The 19204-nt window shown below is 68.4% G+C and carries 20 protein-coding genes, 1 tRNA gene and 1 riboswitch; of the genes, 9 read left to right on the plus strand and 12 right to left on the minus strand.

Features of this window, described 5'->3' with window-relative positions; genetic code table 11:
* Positions 1–2 precede the first annotated feature (2 nt).
* From thiG to thiO, 3 genes are all read right to left on the minus strand, one after another.
* Entirely contained in the window at positions 3–776 is a 774-nt protein-coding gene (thiG, locus tag FBZ89_RS15420) for a thiazole synthase (protein WP_145750863.1), read from the minus strand.
* On the minus strand, positions 769–972 hold the full coding sequence (thiS, locus tag FBZ89_RS15425; protein ID WP_211115251.1) for a sulfur carrier protein ThiS: 204 nt from the start codon (positions 970–972) through the stop codon (positions 769–771). The genes thiG and thiS overlap by 8 nt, the downstream gene beginning before the upstream one ends.
* A gap of 115 nt (positions 973–1087) precedes the next feature.
* On the minus strand, positions 1088–2305 hold the full coding sequence (gene thiO, locus FBZ89_RS15430) for a glycine oxidase ThiO (protein WP_186457390.1): 1218 nt from the start codon (positions 2303–2305) through the stop codon (positions 1088–1090).
* Positions 2273–2382: riboswitch (TPP riboswitch) on the minus strand. It overlaps the preceding gene by 33 nt.
* Before the next feature lie 188 nt (positions 2383–2570).
* Between thiO and motA the strand changes: the two genes are divergently transcribed.
* The gene (motA, locus tag FBZ89_RS15435; RefSeq protein WP_004271405.1) at positions 2571–3431 is read left to right on the plus strand and encodes a flagellar motor stator protein MotA; all 861 of its coding nucleotides are present in this window, start codon (positions 2571–2573) and stop codon (positions 3429–3431) included.
* Positions 3432–3898: 467 nt separating this feature from the next.
* Positions 3899–4501, plus strand: coding sequence for a DJ-1/PfpI family protein (locus FBZ89_RS15440; RefSeq protein WP_145750866.1), 603 nt, complete (start codon positions 3899–3901; stop codon positions 4499–4501).
* Between the two features lie 183 nt (positions 4502–4684).
* On the opposite strand, the gene FBZ89_RS15445 is transcribed toward FBZ89_RS15440, so the two are convergent.
* Together FBZ89_RS15445 and FBZ89_RS15450 are read right to left on the minus strand one after the other, a co-directional pair.
* Entirely contained in the window at positions 4685–5752 is a 1068-nt protein-coding gene (locus tag FBZ89_RS15445; RefSeq protein ID WP_246172252.1) for a COX15/CtaA family protein, read from the minus strand.
* 90 nt (positions 5753–5842) lie between these two features.
* The gene (locus FBZ89_RS15450; protein ID WP_145750868.1) at positions 5843–7945 is read right to left on the minus strand and encodes a S9 family peptidase; all 2103 of its coding nucleotides are present in this window, start codon (positions 7943–7945) and stop codon (positions 5843–5845) included.
* Between the two features lie 232 nt (positions 7946–8177).
* On the opposite strand from FBZ89_RS15450, the gene FBZ89_RS15455 reads away from it, so the two are divergent.
* Entirely contained in the window at positions 8178–8831 is a 654-nt protein-coding gene (locus FBZ89_RS15455) for an HAD family hydrolase (protein WP_145750869.1), read from the plus strand.
* 104 nt (positions 8832–8935) lie between these two features.
* On the opposite strand, the gene FBZ89_RS15460 is transcribed toward FBZ89_RS15455, so the two are convergent.
* Positions 8936–9220 carry a hypothetical protein gene (locus tag FBZ89_RS15460; RefSeq protein ID WP_145750870.1) on the minus strand — a complete coding sequence of 95 codons (285 nt, stop codon included), beginning with the start codon at positions 9218–9220 and terminating at the stop codon, positions 8936–8938.
* Positions 9221–9365: 145 nt separating this feature from the next.
* Positions 9366–10643, minus strand: a complete 1278-nt coding sequence (locus FBZ89_RS15465) for a PQQ-dependent sugar dehydrogenase (RefSeq protein WP_145750871.1) — start codon at positions 10641–10643, stop codon at positions 9366–9368.
* Between the two features lie 229 nt (positions 10644–10872).
* Here FBZ89_RS15465 and FBZ89_RS15470 point away from each other — a divergent pair, with 229 nt between their 5' ends.
* The gene (locus FBZ89_RS15470) at positions 10873–11295 is read left to right on the plus strand and encodes a YccF domain-containing protein (RefSeq protein WP_145611029.1); all 423 of its coding nucleotides are present in this window, start codon (positions 10873–10875) and stop codon (positions 11293–11295) included.
* A gap of 109 nt (positions 11296–11404) precedes the next feature.
* Here FBZ89_RS15470 and FBZ89_RS15475 read toward each other — a convergent pair whose 3' ends face one another.
* Positions 11405–12505 carry a patatin-like phospholipase family protein gene (locus FBZ89_RS15475; protein WP_145750872.1) on the minus strand — a complete coding sequence of 367 codons (1101 nt, stop codon included), beginning with the start codon at positions 12503–12505 and terminating at the stop codon, positions 11405–11407.
* A gap of 183 nt (positions 12506–12688) precedes the next feature.
* Here FBZ89_RS15475 and FBZ89_RS15480 point away from each other — a divergent pair, with 183 nt between their 5' ends.
* The 3 genes from FBZ89_RS15480 (at position 12689) to FBZ89_RS15490 (ending at position 13557) form a co-directional block, all read left to right on the plus strand.
* Positions 12689–12949, plus strand: a complete 261-nt coding sequence (locus FBZ89_RS15480) for a hypothetical protein (protein WP_040849837.1) — start codon at positions 12689–12691, stop codon at positions 12947–12949.
* An 81-nt stretch (positions 12950–13030) separates the two neighbouring features.
* Positions 13031–13300 carry a BrnT family toxin gene (locus FBZ89_RS15485; protein ID WP_145750873.1) on the plus strand — a complete coding sequence of 90 codons (270 nt, stop codon included), beginning with the start codon at positions 13031–13033 and terminating at the stop codon, positions 13298–13300.
* 11 nt (positions 13301–13311) lie between these two features.
* Positions 13312–13557: a helix-turn-helix domain-containing protein gene (locus FBZ89_RS15490; protein WP_145750874.1), complete on the plus strand. Its 246-nt coding sequence runs from the start codon at positions 13312–13314 to the stop codon at positions 13555–13557.
* A gap of 27 nt (positions 13558–13584) precedes the next feature.
* Here the strand turns inward: FBZ89_RS15490 and FBZ89_RS15495 are convergent.
* Positions 13585–13671: transfer RNA gene (locus tag FBZ89_RS15495), tRNA-Leu, on the minus strand.
* Positions 13672–13765: 94 nt separating this feature from the next.
* Positions 13766–14536: a competence/damage-inducible protein A gene (locus FBZ89_RS15500; RefSeq protein WP_145750875.1), complete on the minus strand. Its 771-nt coding sequence runs from the start codon at positions 14534–14536 to the stop codon at positions 13766–13768.
* Positions 14537–14781: 245 nt separating this feature from the next.
* Here FBZ89_RS15500 and map point away from each other — a divergent pair, with 245 nt between their 5' ends.
* Positions 14782–15627, plus strand: a complete 846-nt coding sequence (gene map / locus FBZ89_RS15505) for a type I methionyl aminopeptidase (RefSeq protein ID WP_145750876.1) — start codon at positions 14782–14784, stop codon at positions 15625–15627.
* 101 nt (positions 15628–15728) lie between these two features.
* Here the strand turns inward: map and FBZ89_RS15510 are convergent, their stop codons facing one another.
* Positions 15729–16229, minus strand: a complete 501-nt coding sequence (locus tag FBZ89_RS15510) for a hypothetical protein (protein ID WP_145750877.1) — start codon at positions 16227–16229, stop codon at positions 15729–15731.
* A 269-nt stretch (positions 16230–16498) separates the two neighbouring features.
* Between FBZ89_RS15510 and radC the strand changes: the two genes are divergently transcribed.
* Positions 16499–17242 carry a RadC family protein gene (gene radC / locus FBZ89_RS15515; protein ID WP_246172254.1) on the plus strand — a complete coding sequence of 248 codons (744 nt, stop codon included), beginning with the start codon at positions 16499–16501 and terminating at the stop codon, positions 17240–17242.
* Between the two features lie 86 nt (positions 17243–17328).
* Here the strand turns inward: radC and FBZ89_RS15520 are convergent, their stop codons facing one another.
* Positions 17329–19098 (minus strand): redoxin family protein, encoded by a 1770-nt coding sequence (locus FBZ89_RS15520; protein WP_145750879.1) that lies wholly within the window; start codon positions 19096–19098, stop codon positions 17329–17331.
* Positions 19099–19204 lie beyond the last annotated feature (106 nt).

The following is a 19204-nucleotide window of genomic DNA, read 5'->3' on the forward strand; positions in this document are numbered from 1 at the left end:
CCCTACCCCCCGATCAGCCCCAGTTCGGGGCTGGAGGCCTCGGCCCGGGTGCGCTTCGGAATGCGGCCGGCCAGACGGGCCAGGCGGCCACCGGCCACGGCGTGGCCCATGGCGGCGGCCATGCGCACCGGGTCGGTGCTCTTGGACACGGCGGTGTTCAGCAGCACGGCGTCGCAGCCCAATTCCATGGCCAGCGCGGCGTCCGAGGCCGTACCCACACCAGCATCCAGGATGACGGGCACCGTGCTCCGGCTACAAATCATTTCGATATTGTAAGGATTCAGGATTCCCAGCCCCGTGCCGATAGGTGACCCCAGAGGCATGACGGCGGCGCAGCCGACATCGGCCAGGCGGCGACAGACGATGGGATCGTCGGTGCAATAGGGAAGGACGGCGAAACCGTCATCCACCAGTTGGGCGGCGGCCGTCACCAGTTGTTCCACATCCGGGTACAGCGTCTCACGGTCGCCGATCAGTTCCAGCTTGATCCAGTTGGTATCCAGCGCCTCGCGCGCCAGTTGGGCGGTCAGCACGGCGTCCTTCACCGTGGCGCAGCCGGCGGTGTTGGGCAGCAACCAGGCGCGGTCGCGCACCAGATCCAGGATGCCCTCGGCCCCGCCTTCCATGTCCACCCGGCGGATGGAGACGGTGACCACTTGCGCACCCGAGGCCGCCAGGCTGTCCAGGAACACCTGCTGGTTGGGATAGCCCGCCGTGCCCAGGAACAGGCGGGAGGTGAACGCCTTGCCGGCGATGCGGAACAGGTCTTCAGCCACCTTGCAGCACCTTCACGATTTCAATGGCGTCGCCGTCGGCGACGGCACGCTCCGCCCAGCGGGCACGCGGCACGACGGTGCCGTTGACGGCCACGGCGATACCGCGGGCCCCCAGATCTACCCCCGCCTCACCCAGCAGGGCCGGCAGGTCCAGGCCGTTCGCGTGGTCGCGGGTCTTGCCGTTCACAGTGATCATGCGCGCTTCCTTATCCCTCAATCGCCGGGACGCCGGCATCCGCCGGCTTGGCTTCCTCGCTCCGCCGCGCGGTACTCGCTCCGGCGGACGCGGTCGCGTCCGACAAGGGCATGAGTCAAGGTCTCATGCCGTTGGTATGTCGTTCCTGGAACCGCCCGATGCCGAAGGGCGCCAGCAGCGGGTCCACCCGGCCGGTCTGGATGTGGTCGGCGACCAAGTCGGCCGTGCCGGGGGTCAGCAGGATGCCGTTGCGGTGGTGGCCGGTGGCCATGACCAGGCCGGCGACATCGGGCACGGGCCCCAGGATGGGGGCGTCGTCGCGGCTGCCGGGGCGGTGCCCCACCCACATCTCCTCGATGGGCAGCTCCTCCACCCCGGGCAGGGCCCGCCACGCAGCCTCCAGCAGGGCCAGCACGCCGCCGGCCGTCAGATGGTCGTCCCAGCCCTTGTCCTCGGTCGTGGCGCCCACGATCAGGCGGCCGTCCAGACGGGGCACGAGATAGCATTTGGGCGGCCACACCACATGGCGCAGCAGCGGCTGGGCGGCATCCATGCGCAGGGCCAGCATCTGGCCCTTCACCGGCCGCACCGGCGGCACCGCGCCCTCCGGCAACCCCGCCAGCTGGCGCGACCAGGCGCCGGCGGCCAGCACCACCACGTCGGCGGGCTTCAGCGCGCCGTCCACCACCACGCCATCGACGCGGCCCGCTGTCAGCGACAGGGTCTCCACGGCGGCACCCTCGTGCAGGCGGGCGCCCGCCTTCACGGCGGCGGCCTTCAGCGCCACGGCCAGCTTGCGGTTGTCCACCTGGCCGTCATCGGCGCCCAGCACGCCGGCGGCGGCGCGGGGGTTCAACCACGGCTCCCGTTCCTTCACCTGGGCGCCCGTCAGCCAGGCGACGTTCAGGCCCAGGCCGCGCTGGAACTCGAAGCCGCTACGCAGCACCTCCACATCGTCGCGGGTCAGGGCCACCTGCACCGTGCCGTCGGTGCGCAGGTCGACGGGCAGGCCGCTGTAGGCCTCCAGCTCGGCGGCGAAGGCGGGCCAGCGCCGCTGGCTGTCCAGGGTCAAGGGCAGCAGCGCCTGTTCCCCCGGTTCCGTCTCCACGGCGGCCGCCAGCATGCCGGCGGCGGCATGGGTGGCGCCGCCACCGGCCCGGCCCTGGTCATAGATGTCGACCGTGCTGCCGGCGGCGGCCAGGCGCCAGGCGATGGACAGGCCGATGCAGCCGGCGCCGATGACGATCACCCGGGAGGTGACGGACGGCTTGGCGGATGAATGGCCCGAGGGCGGATGATAGGTCACGGTCTCGCGATCTCCCTTCGCCGGCATGATCCGGAGCAGGTTCCATGGGTCTGATCTCAGCCGCGGGCCTGATGGTCAGGCGGGCGGCACCCCAGTCGATGGCGGGAACGATGGCGGAGGGGGCGTCCGAATTCAAGGGTCTTGGCATCATGCCTGGGTGACGGGGGCCGCGTTCGACATCACCCGTCCGGGCGCGCCGATGTGCCGTCGCCCTAACCCATCAGGGATTTGACAAGTAGGCCGATTGTCTGGACTCTGCGAACCTTAGGGGTCCAGCTACCAAGGTCTGCTCATGTTTGCCGCCATCGGCCTGCTCGGCGTGTTCATCTGCGTGTTCGGGTCGTTCATGATCTTCGGCGGCAAGATCGGCATCATCCTTGAGGCCCTGCCCGGCGAGTTCATGACCATCGGCGGCGCCGCCATCTGCGGCTTCATGGTGGCGAACAGCACCCACACCATCAAGCAGGCGCTGGGTGCGGTGAAGCGCATCTTCCCCGGCGCCAAGTTCCACAAGAAGGAATACATGGAGCTGCTGTCGCTGCTCTATCAAATCCTGAAGACGATGAAGACCAAGGGCGTGCTGGCCATTGAGCAGCACATCGAAAAGCCCTTGGAAAGCAACATTTTCAACGCCTACCCCTCGATCATGAAGGACCCGTTCACGGTCAAGTTCATCGCGGATTACCTGCGCATGTTCTCCATCGGTGTGGACAACCCGCATGAGCTTGAGGCGCTGATGGAGCAGGAGATCGACAAGGCCAAGCACGAGGACCTGCACTCCAGCCACGCCTTCCAGACCATGGCCGACGCCATGCCCGCCCTGGGCATCGTCGCCGCCGTGCTGGGCGTCATCAAGACCATGGCGTCCATCACCGAGCCGCCCGAGGTGCTGGGCAAGCTGATCGGCGGCGCCCTGGTCGGCACCTTCATGGGCATCTTCCTGTCCTACTGCATCATCGCCCCGATCGCCTCGCGGCTGAAAGGCGTGGCGGAGGAGGAGAACCAGTTCTATCACGTCATCCGGGCGGCCATCACATCCCACCTGGCGGGCTACGCGCCCCAGGTCTCCATCGAGGCGGCGCGAAAAAAGGTGCCGACGGAGTACATGCCGGACTTCAACGAGTTGGAAGAGGCGCTGTCGGCGATTAGTTAATTAGTTAGTGTTCCCTCAAGTGCCGGGCGCGGCCATCCGGCAGCTAGGCTTGTCCTCGCATTCCAGTGCGCTGACGCTCCCCGGAATGCCCCGGCGGCCCGGTCGGGGCCTACAGCGGCGGACGCCCACCCCATCCCAAAGTTTAGGTCAAGGTAGGCGCGGCCGTGCCAGAGCTTGGCCGTGCACCCGCAACTCAGCCATGCCGCACCGCAACCCCGAATCGGTCTTAATGCGATTGACCTGGGGCGTCGGAGAGGCCAATTACGATGCCATGCGAATAGAGCGTCATCCCATCGGCCCGGCATGCATCACGACAGCCGCCCGCGCCTGACGCTTTGCCATGGCCGCCTGTTCCTGGGCGGCCATTTTCACGAGGCAGCATCCATCGCGCCTTGCCAACGGCGCCGTCCCCTGGGGAACGGCGACGGGCGGGTGTCGGGCCGCCGAAACAACATAGGAGACGTAATTTGACCGATCAGCCGCTCGCCGGAAAAGCCGTTGCCATCCTCATCGCCAACGGCTTCGAAGAAGTGGAAATGACCGAAGCCCAGCGCGCCCTGCTGCGCGCCGGTGCCGCGCCCAAGATCATCTCGCCCGAGCAGGGTCTGGTGAACGGCTGGCACGGCACGTCCTGGGGCCACTACTTCCCCACGGACAAGCAGATTGGCGAAGTGCTGGCCGCCGACTTCGACCTGCTGGTCCTGCCGGGTGGTGAGCGCAGCGTGGCCAAGCTGTCCGCCAACCCGCACACCCGCCGCATCATCGGCAGCTTCATGGACGCCGGCAAGGGCGTCGCCGCCATCAACCACGGCGTCCAGCTGCTGGCCGTGGCCCAGCGTCTGAAGGGCCGCACCGTGACCGGCAACGAGGCGATCCGCGAGACCGTCGAGGCCGCCGGCGCCACCTGGGTGGCCGAGGAAGGCCAGAACATGAACATCGACCGCCAGCTGCTGACCGCCCGCGGTCCGGAGGAGGTGGTGCCGGAGTTCATCGACACCATGCTGCGCGTCTTCGCCGACGCCCTCGAGTACCGCCGCCAGCTGCAGGCCGAGAAGGCCGCCGCGGCTTAAGCCGCCCCTCAGGCGCCGGGCGCCGCCATCCGGCGGCTTGGCTTACGGACCTGACCGGTCCGGGTTGGCAATCGCCAGCCTCCGGTGGCCTGATGCTCAGACCATCGGGCGATACCCGAACCCGGAATGAAAAAGGGCGCGCGGCACCGGCCTCGTGCCCTTTTTGTTTGTCCGCCGGACCTCTTACGCCCGCCGATACTCCATCACCGTCCAGGTGAACAGGCCCAGCAGGACCAGGGCGCCCGCCTGGTGGGTGGCGGCCACGTGCACCGGCACGAACATCAGCAGGGTGCTGATCCCCAGGCTGATCTGCACCAGCACCATGACGGCCACGGCGATGGCCAAGGCCCGCACGCGGCCCTGCACCCCGGCGCGCAGCGCGCGGAAGGCGTAGGACCACACCACCAGCCCGGTCAGGATGGCCAGCCAGCGGTGGGTGAACTGCACGGCGGCCGTGTTCTCCAGGAAGTTCAGCCAGGCCGGGCTGAGGTTCCACATCTCCTCCGGCGCGAGGGTGCCGTTCATCAGCGGCCAGGTGTTGTAGGCCTGGCCGGCATCCAGCCCGGCGGTGAAGGCGCCCCACACCATGGTGGTGGCGACCAAGCCCATGGCGATGCCGGCATGGCGGCGCAAGCTGCCGCGCGCCCGGTGCAGGGTGCCGCTGGCGGCGGGGAACAGCAGTGGCAGGGCCGTGGCCAGCATGGCGACATAGATCAGCACCGCCAGCGACAGGTGGGCCGCCAGGCGGTAGTGGCTGACGTCCGGCCGGTTCACCAGGCCGCTCTTGACCATGTACCAGCCCAAGGCGCCCTGCAGTCCGCCCAGAACGAACAGGCCGGCCAGGCGTGGCACCAGGCTGCGCGGCACGCGGCGGGTGGCGAGGAAGACCAGGAAGGGCAGCAGGAAGACGACGCCGATCAGGCGCCCCACCAGCCGGTGGAACCATTCCCAGAAGAAGATGCCCTTGAACTGCGCCAGGTCCATGCCGCTGTGCTTCAGCGCGAATTCCGGCGTGGCCTGGTACTTGGCGAACTCCTCCGCCCAGGCGGCGTCCGACAGGGGCGGCAGGGCGCCCGTCACCGGCTTCCATTCCGTGATCGACAGGCCGCTTTCCGTCAGGCGGGTGATGGCGCCGATGACGGCCATGGCGAAGACCAGGCCGGCGCAGACCAGCAGCCAGATGCCGATGGCGCGATGGGGCGCACGGGTGGCGGCGCGGGCGCGGGCGATGGGGAAAGGCGTGACGGTCACGGGATAGGACCTTTGAAATGTAAAGGGCTGGAGCGGACTATAAGCCTGCCCCATCCCCCCTTACAAATGCCCGGCAGTGGACGAACTGCCTTACAGCCCCTTGCCGAAGGCCCGCAGCAGGAAGGCCTGGGTCAGGGCCACCTCCTTCAGCTTGTCGAAGCGGCCGGCGGCGCCGGCGTGGCCGGCGCCCATCTCGGTCCGCGACAGCAGGACATGGTCGTCGATCTTGAGCGTGCGCAGCTTGGCCGTCCACTTGGCCGGTTCCCAATAGGTGACGCGCGGGTCGCTGAGGCCGGCGGTGATCAACAGGTGGGGATAGGCCTTGGCCGCCACGTTGTCATAGGGGCTGTAGGATTTCAGCCGCTGATAGACCTCGGGCTCGTTGGGATTGCCCCACTCATCATACTCGATGACGGTCAGCGGCAGGCTGTCGTCCAGCATGGTGTTGACCACATCGACGAAGGGCACCTGGGCCACGATGGCGCGGAACAGGCCCTCGGGCGCCATGTTGGCCACGGCGCCCATCAGCAGGCCGCCGGCGCTGCCGCCCTCGGCTGAGATGTTGCCGGCCTTGGCGTAGCCTCGGGATCCCAGGAACTGCGCGGCGTCGATGAAGTCGGTGAAGCTGTTGATCTTCTTCTCCAGCTTGCCGTCCTCGTACCAGCCGCGCCCCAGTTCATCACCGCCGCGGATGTGGGCGATGGCGAAGGCGAAGCCCCGGTCCAGCAGGCCCAGCCGGTTGGCGGAGAAATAGGGGTCGATGCCGTTGCCGTAGGCGCCATAGGCGTAGAGGTGCAGGGCGCCAGAGCCATCCTTGGGGAAATCGCGGCGGTGGACGATGGAGATGGGGATCAGCGTGCCGTCGCGCGCCGGCGCCATCAGGCGGGCGCTGACATACTGGTCGGCGTCATAGCCGCTGGGGATTTCCTGGACCTTGCGGATGGCCAGCGTGCGGTCGTTCAGGTCGTAGTCGTAGACCGTGGGCGGCGTCACCAGCGACTGATAGCGCAGGCGCAGCAGGCCGCCGTCATAGTCGAAGTTGGCACCGGGCCCGACCTCGAACGCCGCGTCGGGGAAGGCGATGTCGTGGGCGCCGCCGCCATCCGCCCGCTTGGGGTCCAGCACCCGCACCACCTGGGCGCCGTCCACCCGGGCATAAACCACCAGCCAGTCGCGGAACGCCATGTGCCCGGTGAGGTAGGTGCGGTCGGCCGGGGCGATGACCTCCACCCAGTTTGCTTCGCTGGTATCGGCCAGCGGCGCCTTCACCAGGCGGAAGTTGCGATGGGTGTCGTTGGTGATGATCCAGGCGATGTCGCCCTGATCCTCCACATTGTATTCGTGCCCCTGGCGGCGGGGCAGGACCAGGCGCGGCTCACCCTCCGGCCGGGCGGCGTCCAGCAACCGCACCTCGGTCGACACGTTGTTGTGGGCGACGATGCGGATGAACCGGCCGGACAGGGTCAGGTCCAGGCTGACCATCCAGGCGGCATCGGCCTCCTCATAGACCAGCACGTCCTCGGTCAGGGCGGTCCCCAAGCGATGGCGCCACACGGTCTTGGGCCGCTGGAACTCATCCTGGCGGATGTAGAACAGGTGCCGGCCGTCGGCCGCCCAGGCGACCCCGGGGGTCGCGTCGGCCGCCCCCTCCAGCACCAGGTCACCGGTGGACAGGTCCTTCACCCGCACACCATAGCGTTCGGAACCATCGGTGTCGGCGGTGTAGGCCAGGTAGCGGCCGTCGCGCGTCGTCTCGAAATCCGCCACGCGCATGAAGTCGTGCTGCGCCGCCAGGACGTTCACATCCAGCACCACCTCCTCTTCAGAGGTGCCGGCGGCCCAGCGCACGAAGACAGGGTAGTTCTGACCGGCGGCGAAGCGCGACTGGTAGAAATAGCCGTCGCGGCGGTAGGGCACGCCGGTGTCGTCCTCCTTGATGCGGGCGCGCAGTTCGGCCACCAGGGCGGGGCGCAAGTCCCCCTCCCCGCCCAGCACCTGCTCGATATAGCCGTTCTCCGCCTCAAGGTAGGACAGGATGTCCGGGTCCTTGACCTCGGGGAAGGCCGGGTCGCGCAACCAATCGTAGGGGTCGACGCGGACCTCGCCGTGGGCCGTCTTCTCGACCGGCCAGACCCGGGCCACGGGCGGCTTGGCGAAAGCGGACTGGCGGAAGGGAGCGTCAGAGGCGGACATGGATGGCGATACCAATGGTTGTGCCGCCCGCATCGGGAATGGCAGGCGGCGGAAACGGATCGCAACGATATGGTCGGGGGTATGGAGCCGGCAAGCGGGCCCGAGTGGGGGGGTGCCATGTCCCCGGCACGGCCAGCGGCGGGGAACCTGCCATGCCGCCCCGGCACTGGCGGCCGGAATGGCCCCAGGGTATCCCCAAGGCGACCGCCACCCTCAGCATGAAGACACGGACATGCCGTTTCCCCACGCCATCCAAGCCGCGATCTTCGACATGGACGGCCTGCTGATCGACAGCGAGCGCCCCTTGCGCGGCGCCATGATGGACGCCGCCGTGACGGTGGGCCGCCCCCTGACCGAGTTGTTCTACGGCACCCTGATCGGCCGGCCCTATCCGGCGGTGCGCCAGATGCTGGTGGACCATTTCGGCGGCGAAACCGTGTTCGAGCACTTCACCGAGCTGTACCGCAGCGCCATCCAGGCGCATTTCGACGCCGGTATCGCCCTGATGGCCGGGGTGGTGGAGTTGCTGGACCATCTGGACGCCGCCGGCATCCCCATGGCTGTGGCGACCAGCACCCAGCGGGAACGCGCGCTGCACCATTTGACCCAGGCCGGTATCGCCCACCGCTTCCGCGCCGTCATCGGCGGCGACGACGTCAGCCAGGGCAAGCCGCATCCGGAGCCCTACCTGAAGGCCGCCGCCGCCCTGGGTATCGATCCCCGGCACTGCATCGCGCTGGAGGACAGCCACAACGGCATCCGCGCGGCGCACGCCGCGGGCATGATGGCGGTGATGGTGCCGGACCTGCTGGCCCCCACGGAAGAGATCGAGGCCCTGTGCCGCGTGGCCGCCGACCTGCATGAAGTCCGGCGCTGGGTGGCTTGACGCCACCGGGCACGGGCGTCGCGCGCACCAACAAAAAAGGGCCGGCAGCGACCGCTGTCGACCCTTGCGCCGGACACCCAAGGTGCCCGGTGATCAGCGCTTCCTCAGACCGTCAGGTTCACGAACGCGCCCCGGGTGCGGCCGGTGTCCGACGCCGCCTTCACCTGGTCCTGCGTCGGGCTGAAGTTCTGCGTGAAGCTGCTGCTGTTGTTGGACGCGTTGTTGTCCGTGTTGGCCTGGTCGGTGCCCTGGTCCGAGGTCCCCTGGGTCTTGACCGGGGAGATGGACTGCACCTGCGAGTTGGCCACGTCGCTGGTCGAACCGACACCGGAGGTCAGGAACGTCGCGCCATAACCAGAGCTGTAGAAGTTGATGCCGCCGATGGACATGGGAATGGCCTCCTTTAGCCACCCCGACATATACGCTCATTTTGCAAATTGGACAAGGGTGGTTGCGGCAGAAATTGCCCACCGCCACCACCCTTTCATTGCCGCTAGACTCCAGGCGGCCACCAAATCTTGCAAATAGAAAGGCTTACGACTTGCCCTTCGCGTGATAGCTGATGCGCCACACCGTGCCGCCGACGTCGTCCGCCACCAGCAGGCTGCCGTCATGCGCCATGGCCAGGCCCACCGGGCGGCCCCAGACCTGGGCCGGGTTGGTGCCGGGCAGCCAGAAGCCGGTGGCGAAGTTCACGTAATGGCCCGCCGGGCGGCCGTGGGTGAAGGGCACGTAGACGATCTTGTAGCCCGTGGGCTTCGCCTTGTTCCACGAGCCGTGCAGGGTGACGAAGGCGCCGCCCTGGTAATCGGCCGGGAATTGGTGGCCGGTGTAGAACAGCAGGCCCAGCGGGGCCGAATGGGCGTCGAACAACAGGTCGGGCACGATGGCCTTGGCCACCAGATCCGGCCGCTTGTCGGCGAAGTCCGGCTGGGGGTGGTTGCCGATGTAGGAATAGGGCCAGCCGTAGAAGCCTTCCGGCTGCAACCGGGTGAAGTAATCGGGCACCAGCCCGTCGCCCAGGCCGTCGCGCTCGTTCACCACGGCGTAGAGGTCGTCGGTGCCGGGGTAGAACTGCAGGCCCACGGGGTTGCGCGTGCCCGTGGCGTAGAGGCGCTTCACCGTGCCGTCCATGTTGAACTCGGTCACGGCGGCGTGGGGCTTCGGATCCTCGCCGATGTTGCTCATGGAGCCGACGCCGACGAAGAAACTCTTGCCGTCGGGCGCGAATTCCAGGGTGCGGGTGGGGTGGCCCTTGGGCTGGCCCAGGGCGCCGTCCGGCGTCACCTGGATACGGTCCCCGGCCGGCTTGGTGTCGCCGTCCTTGTACGGGATCTTCCACACCGCCTTGATGTCGCCCACCCAGAGGTAGCCGTCGTGGAACTCGATGCCGTAGGGGCGGTCGAAGCCGGCGGCGAAGGTGACGACCTGGTCGGCGGTGCCGGTGCCCTTGCTGTCGCGCAGCAGGGTGATCTCACCCGGCGTGGCCTGGCGGGCCAGGAAGACGTCGCCGTTCGGCGCCACCGCCAGATTGCGCGCGCGGCTGAGGCCCGTGGCAAAGACGGAAACGGTGAAGCCCTTGGGCACGTTCAGGCTGGCGCCGTCCGGGCGCGGCACCTCTTCCGACGAATTGCCCACGCCCTCGGTCGCATAGGGGGCGGGAAGGTCGGCGGCGCGAATCTGGATGCGCTGGCCCACCTTCTGTTCGGGATCGCCGGCCGGGGTCGCAGCCCCGGCGGAAGACCAGGCGGGCGCCAGCGCCCCCAGGCTGAGGCTGACGGCGGACAGGACGGCAAGGCTGCTGCGGCGCATGGGTCGCTCGGATGTGCGGGGGGATGATAACGTTGTCACTGTCGGTGACTTTAACCACGTTCGCAAGGCTACAGCTTGGCATATGCCGGAATGCCGCGCCCGGCAAGTCACCGCCGTCACAGCCCCGCCTCGAGGTGGCTCCCCCCGCCCCGGCCGGTGTGGTCCTGGACGGCGCGGGCCCGTTGGGGAATGATCGGATCCTGGAAGCAACAAGCGGGGCCTGCGCGTCATGATCAGTCTGCTTATGAACATCCTATGGGTGGTGCTGTTCGGGTTCACCGGGGCGCTGGCCTGGTTCATGGCCGCGATCCTGATGGTGGTCAGCATCGTCGGCATTCCCTGGGCCCGGGCGGCCTTCAACATGGGCCTGTTCGTGCTGTGGCCCTTCGGGCAGATGGCGGTGGACCGCCGCGTCCTGACCGGCCGGGAAGACCTGGGCACCAGCCCCCTGGGCTTCCTGGGCAATGTCGTCTGGTTCCTGTTCGCCGGCTGGTGGCTGGCCCTCTACCACGTCTTCGCCGGCGTGTTCTGGTTCGTGACCATCATCGGCATCCCCTTCGGCATCCAGCACTTCAAGTTCGCCATGCTGGCGCTCGCCCCCATCGGCAAGGCCATCGTGCCGGTGGAGACCATGGGAATGCCGCGTTACTAGTTCCTTGTATCTGGAACTAAGCCCTGTCTTGTGAGGGACTGGAACTGCGAGGGGGACCCGCGGTCGCGGCCCGGAAAAGCCGGGCGCTTGAGCCTGGGGGGAAGGGACGTCAGCCCCGCAGCGGCTCCAGCAGGTCGGGGATGCGGTCACGGTCGACGGCGTCCAGGAACGCGTCCGCCAGGCGGTCGGTCTCGGCCACGGCTTGGCGCCAGTAGCGCTGGCGCTCGGCGGGCGGCAGCGCCTTGAAATCGCGGCGGTCGGGGATCTTGCCGTGCGGCAGCGACGCCAGGAACTCGTCCGAGGGGCACAGCAGCAGGGTGCGGGCCAGCGAAGACGCGGCAGGGCGGCGCCAGGCCAGGGCCTTGTCGAACCATCCCGGCACCACCTTGGGCCCGAAATGCGGGAACAGCACCAAGTCACTGCCTGGCGTCTCCGCCACGAAGGGAATGTCCAGGTGGTAGTCCATGATGCCGCCATCCATGTAGGCGCCGGGTCTGGCCCCGCCGATGTCGCGCACCAGTTCGAACAGGAAAGGGATGGCGCCCGAGGCCATCAGGGCGTCGCCCAGGTTGGCCGGGGTCAGCGCCACCCGCCGTGTGGGGAAGCCGGCGGCGAGATCGAAGGGGTCGGCCGCGCGCGGGTCGGCGAACAGCGTGCGCTGGAAGAACAGGGGCAGGCTGCGGCGGCTGACCAGGTTGGCCAGGCCGGCCGCCCCGATGCCGGCGCCCACCCAGGCCGGATGGCGGGCACTGAGCAGTCCCCGCCCCCGCACGGCCAGGATGGAGAGGCGCATGGCGGGGTGGGACAGGATCTCCCGCGCGCCCTTGCGGTCACCCTCGTTGGCGCCGGACGGCGAGCCCAGGATGATGTCCAGGAAGGCGCGGCTTTCCCGCGTCAGGGTGGGCATGGTGGCGTCGGACGGGACGTAGGCCAGGTAGGCCTCCTCGAACCGGCGCAGCACGCCGGCCGGGTCCTGGCGCGCCATGGCGGCGAAGCGCCAGCTGCCGATGGAACTGCCCACCATGGCCAGGGGCCGGGTGCGGCCCTGGAACCAGCGCGACAGGATGGCCCGGTCCAGCCGGGTCAGCGCCAGCCATTTCGGTCCGCCGGATGCCCCCGCCACCGTGCCGAACATCCCATCCGACACGCCGTCGCGGCGCAGGCGGGCCATGGCCTCGGACCCGGCCAGGAAACGCAAGGCAGGCGCCACGTCCTTCCCCCCAAAACCGCTCAAGTTTCGGCTTGAAACACCGCTTAAACCCGCGCATGGCTTCGCGTCCGCGCCATCCGCTATGATGGTTTGCGAACACCCCCGCCGGCACCCCCGCCGGCACGGCGCCGGCGGCGGATGTCATGTCCCAAGCATCTGATTGTTATTCAAGGAGTTGCCATCATGTCCACCCCCCACAAGCGCGCCATGGAAGCTGTGCTGGAAGCCGCCGACCTGGATATCAAGGCGGCCCTGGAGGAGCGGGGCATCACCGACAAGCATTCGGAAGAGGCCGATGACACCATCCTGGACGTGGCCATCCTGCATGCCTGGCGCATCTTCGTGCGCATCAACGAGGCCCAGGGCCTGACCGTCGACCCCGGCCTGTTCGTCGACCTGGCCAGCGAGCTGGCCGAGGACATGGCGGAAGACCGGGAGCAATAAGCCCTGCTTAGCTTCCCATGGCCGGGGCGGACACCATCGACTTGACCATGGAAAGAATCCGTCAATGACGTAGTATGCCCCATGAAGATCGAGTTCGACCCGGCCAAGGATACGGCCAACCGCGGCAAGCACGGACTCGACCTCGCTTTTGGCAAACAGGTACTGCTCGATCCCGACTTGCTCGAGTTCTTGGATGACACCCTGGACTATGGCGAGGATCGGTTCCTGGCTCTGGGATTGGTCGCCGGTATCGTCCACGCCATGGTCTACACAGAACGGGAGGATGCGATCCGCATCATCTCCGTTCGGGTGGCCGACAAAAGAGAACAGGCCCGCTATTTCAGCCGTTGAAGGTAAATGGCATGACCGATGACATCCCCTTTACCGACCAGCAGTTGGCCAAGATGCGCCCGCAGGCGGTGGCCAAACGCATTCGTCGCGCCTTGGGGCTTTCCCAAGAAGACTTTTCCGCGCGTTACCACATTCCTCTGCGTACCTTGCAGGAATGGGAACAGGGTCGCCGCGAACCGGATGCCACGGTTTTGGCGTACCTTACGGTTATTGAGAAAGAGCCATTGATGGCGGCCCGGGCCCTGGCGGCGGAATAGCGCCTGCCTTGAATGAGGTCCCACCCGTGGTGCCCGCTGCCGGGATCGAACCGGCACGCCCGTGAGGGCGAGGGATTTTAAGTCCCTTGCGTCTACCAATTCCGCCAAGCGGGCATCCAGGGTCGAGGCCGGGAGGGACCCTAGCGGAGGTGGGGCCGGCAGGGCAAGGCCAGTAACGCGTGCGGTGACGCCGCTTCGGATCTTCCTGTCAGGCGGCGCCCTCCACCACCTCCGGCTCCGCCCCCATGCCGCGCACCAGGGCCGCGACCTCGTCCGTGGCGGCGGCCAGGCGGGCGGCGTCGGAACTGCGCAGCACCAGGCTGGTGGCGAAGCGACCCTCGCGATAGGTGGGGTAGCTGCCGATGTCCACGTCGGCATAGCGGTCCTGGATGGCGCTGAGGCCGCCGGCCAGTTCGCCTTCCCCCACCAGGCAGCGCACGGTGCGGGCCAGCACCACCGGGCCGCCCACCAGACGGTTGGTCAGGCCGGCCAGCATGGCCTGCATGATGGCCGGCACGCCCGCCATGACGAAGACGTTGCCGATCTGGAAGCCGGGGGCGGCCGAGACCGGGTTGTCGATCAGGATGCCGCCCTGCGGCACGTTGGCCATGCGCAGCCGCGCCTCGTTCAGTTCCCGCCCCGTGCCGGCGTAGTGCGCCTCCAGCCGGCGCACGGCCTCGGGATCGCGCAGCAGGGGCACGCCGAAGGCCTTGGCGACGCAGGCGGCGGTGATGTCGTCGTGCGTGGGGCCGATGCCGCCGGTGGTGAAGACGTAGGTGTAGCGGGCACGGGTCTGGTTCACCGCCTCGATGATCGCGGCCTCGTCATCCGCCACCACCCGCGCCTCCCTCAGGCGCACGCCCATGCCGCCCAGCACCTTGGCCAGGTGGTTCAGGTTCACATCCTGGGTGCGGCCGGACAGGATCTCATTGCCGATGATGATGAGGCAGCCAGTGGGCGCAGCGGTAGAGGCGGTCATCGAGGCGGGCTTTCGTCGCGGGACGGGATATGCCGCGCGATTATAGGGGGAAATGTCCCGCCGCCAACCGTCCCTGACACGGATTCGGGGCCCTGCCCTGCCCCCGGATTGCCTTGCCGTGGGGCGGTGGCGCGCCTAAGTTCGGAACCGTGTGTTCCGGCACCTGTTCACCATCCCGTGGGTTGCCGGAGGCTGGTGTTTGGCTGGGCCGGCCCCTGGGCCGCCCGACAGATGGATTTGAGAGCATGAACAGAGGCGAAGCGGCCGCCGCCGCGGATGAAGAGTACGAACTGGAAGACCGCGGCATCGTCATCCACGGCGAGGAAGGCTTCGCCGCCATGCGCAAGGCCGGCCAGACGGCCGCGGCCCTGCTGGACTACCTGACCCCCTTCGTCGTGCCCGGCGTGGCGACGGAGGAGATCGACCGGCTGTGCGAGGAATGGACGCAGGCCCACGGCGCCAAGTCCGCCACCCTGGGCTATCGCGGCTATCCCAAGTCCTGCTGCATCTCCGTCAATCACGTGGTCTGCCACGGCATCCCCAGCGACAAGCGCCTGCAGAAGGGCGACATCGCCAACATCGACGTCACCGTCATCGTCGACGGCTGGTACGGCGACACCAGTCGCATGTTCTTCGTGGGCGACGACATCCCGCTGAAGGCGCGCAAGCTGGTGGACGTGACCTATGAGGCCATGATGCGCGGCATCCAGGCGGTGCGTCCCGGCGCCACCCTGGGCGACATCGGCCACGCCATCCAGACCTTCGCCGAGGGCAACCGCTTCTCCGTCGTGCGCGACTTCTGCGGCCACGGCGTGGGCAAGGTGTTCCACACCGCCCCGTCCGTCCTGCACTTCGGCAAGCCTGGCCAGGGGACGGAACTGAAGGAAGGCATGATCTTCACCATCGAGCCCATGATCAACATCGGGCGCTATGACGTGAAGATCCTGTCCGACGGCTGGACCGCCGTGACCAAGGACAAGAGCCTGTCGGCGCAGTTCGAGCACACCGTGGGCGTGACCAAGGACGGCTGTGAGATTTTCACCCTGTCGCCGGCCGGCTTCCACCGCCCGCCCTACGCCGCCAAGGCCTGATCCGCTTCCCCGGCACCCAGTTCTCCAGCATCAGGAAAGCCCCGCCCAGGTCGCCCCGGGCGGGGCTTTTTCATATCGGCAGCGGAATCACGCGAGTGGGCTCAGGCGCGGGCGACGTGCGGTCCCTGCACCACCTGGAGATGGTGTTCCAGAATATCACCCACCGCCGCCTGGGTCTGGGTCAGCACCTGGTGCAGGGAGGCCAAGGCGCCAGCCTCCGCCACACCTTGCCCGGCGCGGCGCGCCAGGAAGCGACTGATGTGGGCCAGCCGGGGCGTTCCCATCTCCGCCGCCGTGCCGGTCAGCAGATAGGCATAGTGGCGCACGCCGTCGACGGCACCGCGCCGCAGCGCCAGGTCCAAGGCGCCACCGGCATCCACCAGACATTCCGCGTAGAGCGCCAAAATCTCGGACAGCACGCCGTCCCCCAGCGACAGGGCGTAGCGGCGTAGCCGTTCCTCCTCCACCAGGGGAATGCCGGGCAAGGGTTCAAGGCCGCGCTCATCCCCCGGCCCCTGGGACTTGTCGGCTAGGGACTTGTCGGCCAGGGATTTGTCGACACGCGCCGTCTTGACGGTGGACAGGGGAATGGGATGGGACATCGCGGCTGGACTCCTCTGGTCAGGCGAAGTAACCCCAAAGCAATAGATATGCCAGGCAATGGCAGGGCGAATGGATTAGGGATTCCCGCGAGTCGCGGCCAGCGCCCGGCCGTGCCCACCCGGCAAGCCCCTGCAATTCGCTTCGCGAAGGGCAGGTTTTGCCGGGACGATTCCCCCCATCGCCCCCCCCCCGGCGGCACCACGGCGGCACCCCTGGCGGGTGCACCGCGCCCCACCTATACTGCCTGCGCGGGTAACGGGGGATGGGCATGGGCCGCGAGCACGACAAGAACGCCGTACTGGAACTGGACCTGCCCACACCGGCCGCCGAAAAGGAACCGCCGCCCCATTACCACGGCCACCGCGACCGCCTGCGCGAGCGTTTTCTGAACCAGGGGCCGGAAGCCCTGCAGGATTATGAGCTGGTGGAGCTGCTGCTGTTCCAGGCCATCCCCCGGCGCGACGTGAAGCCCCTGGCCAAGCAGCTGCTGGACCGCTTCGGCTCCTTCTGGGGGTTGGTGTCGGCACCGGTGGCCACCTTGCGTGACGAGTTCAAGCTGAGCGACGCCGCCATCGGCGCCATCAAGGTGGTGGCCGCCGCCGCCCTGCGCATGGCGCGGCGGGAGTTGCTGGACCGCCCCGTGCTGTCGTCCTGGCAGAAGCTGCTGGATTACTGCCAGGGCGCCCTGGCGCATGAGCCGGTGGAACAGTTCCGCGTTCTGTTCCTGGACGGCCGGCACGCGCTGCTGCGGGACGAGGTGCAGCAGCGCGGCACGGTCAACCAGACGGCGGCCTACCCGCGCGAGGTGCTGAAGCGCGCGCTGGAGCTGGGCGCCAGCGGCATCATCCTGGTGCACAACCACCCCAGCGGCGATCCCAGCCCCAGCCGAGCGGACATCCAGATGACCAAGGCCATCGCCGACGCCGCCAAGGCGCTGGAGATAGCGGTGCACGACCATCTGGTCATCGGCCGGGGGCGGCACTTCAGCTTCCGCGCCCAGGGACTGGTCTGATCCCCTGAGACCTCGGTCGCGGCCCTGCGGCGTCAGAGCCTGACGACGTCCAACCGGCACCGGGGATGGACGGGGTTCGGGGCGGATCAGCCGAAGGTGAAGGCGTAGGCGCGGGCGCCAGGGTCCAGGAATTCGATCTCGAAGGTGTGGTCGGCCACCGGGCCGGCCTGGCGGACCAGCTGGTACAGCTTGGCGGCGCGCACCGTGCCCCCGCCGTCGGCGTCCACATCGGTGCCATGGTCGGGGCCGGGGGCGGCGCCGTCGATGCGCACCCGGAAGCGGACGGGCTGGCCATCGGCGCCTGGCGCCAGCACCAGGTGCAGGTCGCGGGCGTGGAAGCGGTAGGCGATGCGGGCCCCGGCCTGACCGGCCGTGGCGAATTCCCGGCCCACCGTCCAGCCGCCGCCCAGGGTCCAGTGGTTCAGGCGCAGGCTGCCGGCGGGGCGGTAACGGGCGGGGGCGTCGGCCGCGATGTCGTCGCCGCCGGAATAGCGCTGGCCCTCGCCATAACCGACATAGGTTTCGGGGGAGCCCAGGTCGTTGAGGTCGGCGGCGGCCTGGGTGCCCTCGACCTTCACCTGGGCAGCAGGAACCTGAGCCGCGGGCGTGGCCTGGGCGTCCGCCAGCGCCTTTCCGATGACGCGTTCCGTCTTGTCGTAATCGCCCTCGCCAAAGGCCTGGTAGATGACGCGGCCGTCGGCGTTGACCAGGTACAGGGCGGGCCAAGCCTGGTTGTCGAAGGCGTGCCAGATGCGATAGTCGTTGTCCACCGCCACCGGGTAGGTCACGTCCAGCGTGGCGGCGGCCTTGGTGATGTTGCCCACATCCCGCTCGAACGCGAATTCCGGGGTGTGGACGCCCACCACCACCAGGCCCTGGTCCTTGTACTGCGCCGCCCACTGGCGGACATGGGGCAAGGCGCGCAGGCAGTTGATGCAGGAATAGGTCCAGAAGTTCACCAGGACCACATGGCCGCGCAGGTCGCCGGGGGACAGGCCGGGGGTGTTGACCCAGGCTTTGGCCTTCAGCACATCGGCTAGGGGGCCGGTCACCGGCGGCGGCGGCGATGGGCTCGTCGTCGGCAGGGTGGCGGCATGGGCCACGCCGGACTCATGGGCGCTCAACACCTTCACCAGGGCGCGTTCCATCCGGTCGGTGGGCAGGGCCGGCACCCCCAGGAACAGGCGGGTGTCCAGGCCGGCGGCGCTGATGACCGCCGTGGCGACCACGGCACCACCCGCCACCCGGCGCATGCCCTCGGCCCAGTGCAGGGCCCCCGGCGGCAAGGCGCGCGCCAGGCGGCCGCCCCCGATCATGATGACGGCCAGCGGCGTGGCGGCGCCCAGGGCGTAGAAGAACAGCGCCACCGTGGTATCGGGGCCCGGCCCGTGCAGGGCGGCAGCGCTGAGGATCAGGCCCAGGACGGGCCCGCCGCAGGGCGCCCACACCAGTCCGGTGGCCAAGCCCAGGGCCAGCGATGAGGCGACGGTCCTGTCGGCCCCGGGACTCGCAGCGGGGCTGAACCGTTCAGCCAGCCGCGACCCCGCCGCCACCAGCGGCGCCGTCAATCGGGCGGCCAGCGCCGGCCACATCATGGCCAGGCCAAACAGAGCCACGAAGGCCAGGCCCACCGCGCGGCCGTACTGGTTGGCCGCAACCGCCCAGCCGCCCGCCGCCGCCAGGCTGGCCGTTACGGCGAAGGCCGCCGCCAACCCCACCAGCAGGGGCAGCCCCCGGCGGCGAAAGCCGGCACCGTCCGTCAAGGCCGGGGCCAGCACGATGGGCAGCAGGGGCAGGATGCAGGGGGCGGCGATGGTCAACACACCCGCCAGATACGCCAGGAGGATCGAGGCCATGATGGTTCCTATTTTAATCGCTTCCGTTTAGATCGGATACGCTACTAATAAATCCGTTTCGACACAGCGTCAATTTCCGATTTAATCGCATGCGTGCTATATGGGG

Origin of the sequence: Nitrospirillum amazonense (assembly GCF_007828045.1) — a bacterium.
Lineage (GTDB): Bacteria > Pseudomonadota > Alphaproteobacteria > Azospirillales > Azospirillaceae > Nitrospirillum > Nitrospirillum amazonense_C.

What these genes read in the sequence shown, in the direction of transcription:
- thiS (WP_211115251.1), bottom strand. Translation starts at nt 972, where the DNA reads ATGATCACTGTGAACGGCAAGACCCGCGACCACGCGAACGGCCTGGAC.
- thiO (WP_186457390.1), bottom strand. Translation starts at nt 2,305, where the DNA reads ATGCCGGCGAAGGGAGATCGCGAGACCGTGACCTATCATCCGCCCTCG.
- motA (WP_004271405.1), top strand. Translation starts at nt 2,571, where the DNA reads ATGTTTGCCGCCATCGGCCTGCTCGGCGTGTTCATCTGCGTGTTCGGG.
- FBZ89_RS15450 (WP_145750868.1), bottom strand. Translation starts at nt 7,945, where the DNA reads ATGTCCGCCTCTGACGCTCCCTTCCGCCAGTCCGCTTTCGCCAAGCCG.
- FBZ89_RS15455 (WP_145750869.1), top strand. Translation starts at nt 8,178, where the DNA reads ATGCCGTTTCCCCACGCCATCCAAGCCGCGATCTTCGACATGGACGGC.
- FBZ89_RS15460 (WP_145750870.1), bottom strand. Translation starts at nt 9,220, where the DNA reads ATGTCCATCGGCGGCATCAACTTCTACAGCTCTGGTTATGGCGCGACG.
- FBZ89_RS15465 (WP_145750871.1), bottom strand. Translation starts at nt 10,643, where the DNA reads ATGCGCCGCAGCAGCCTTGCCGTCCTGTCCGCCGTCAGCCTCAGCCTG.
- FBZ89_RS15470 (WP_145611029.1), top strand. Translation starts at nt 10,873, where the DNA reads ATGATCAGTCTGCTTATGAACATCCTATGGGTGGTGCTGTTCGGGTTC.
- FBZ89_RS15480 (WP_040849837.1), top strand. Translation starts at nt 12,689, where the DNA reads ATGTCCACCCCCCACAAGCGCGCCATGGAAGCTGTGCTGGAAGCCGCC.
- FBZ89_RS15485 (WP_145750873.1), top strand. Translation starts at nt 13,031, where the DNA reads ATGAAGATCGAGTTCGACCCGGCCAAGGATACGGCCAACCGCGGCAAG.
- FBZ89_RS15490 (WP_145750874.1), top strand. Translation starts at nt 13,312, where the DNA reads ATGACCGATGACATCCCCTTTACCGACCAGCAGTTGGCCAAGATGCGC.
- FBZ89_RS15500 (WP_145750875.1), bottom strand. Translation starts at nt 14,536, where the DNA reads ATGACCGCCTCTACCGCTGCGCCCACTGGCTGCCTCATCATCATCGGC.
- map (WP_145750876.1), top strand. Translation starts at nt 14,782, where the DNA reads ATGAACAGAGGCGAAGCGGCCGCCGCCGCGGATGAAGAGTACGAACTG.
- FBZ89_RS15510 (WP_145750877.1), bottom strand. Translation starts at nt 16,229, where the DNA reads ATGTCCCATCCCATTCCCCTGTCCACCGTCAAGACGGCGCGTGTCGAC.
- radC (WP_246172254.1), top strand. Translation starts at nt 16,499, where the DNA reads ATGGGCCGCGAGCACGACAAGAACGCCGTACTGGAACTGGACCTGCCC.
- FBZ89_RS15520 (WP_145750879.1), bottom strand. Translation starts at nt 19,098, where the DNA reads ATGGCCTCGATCCTCCTGGCGTATCTGGCGGGTGTGTTGACCATCGCC.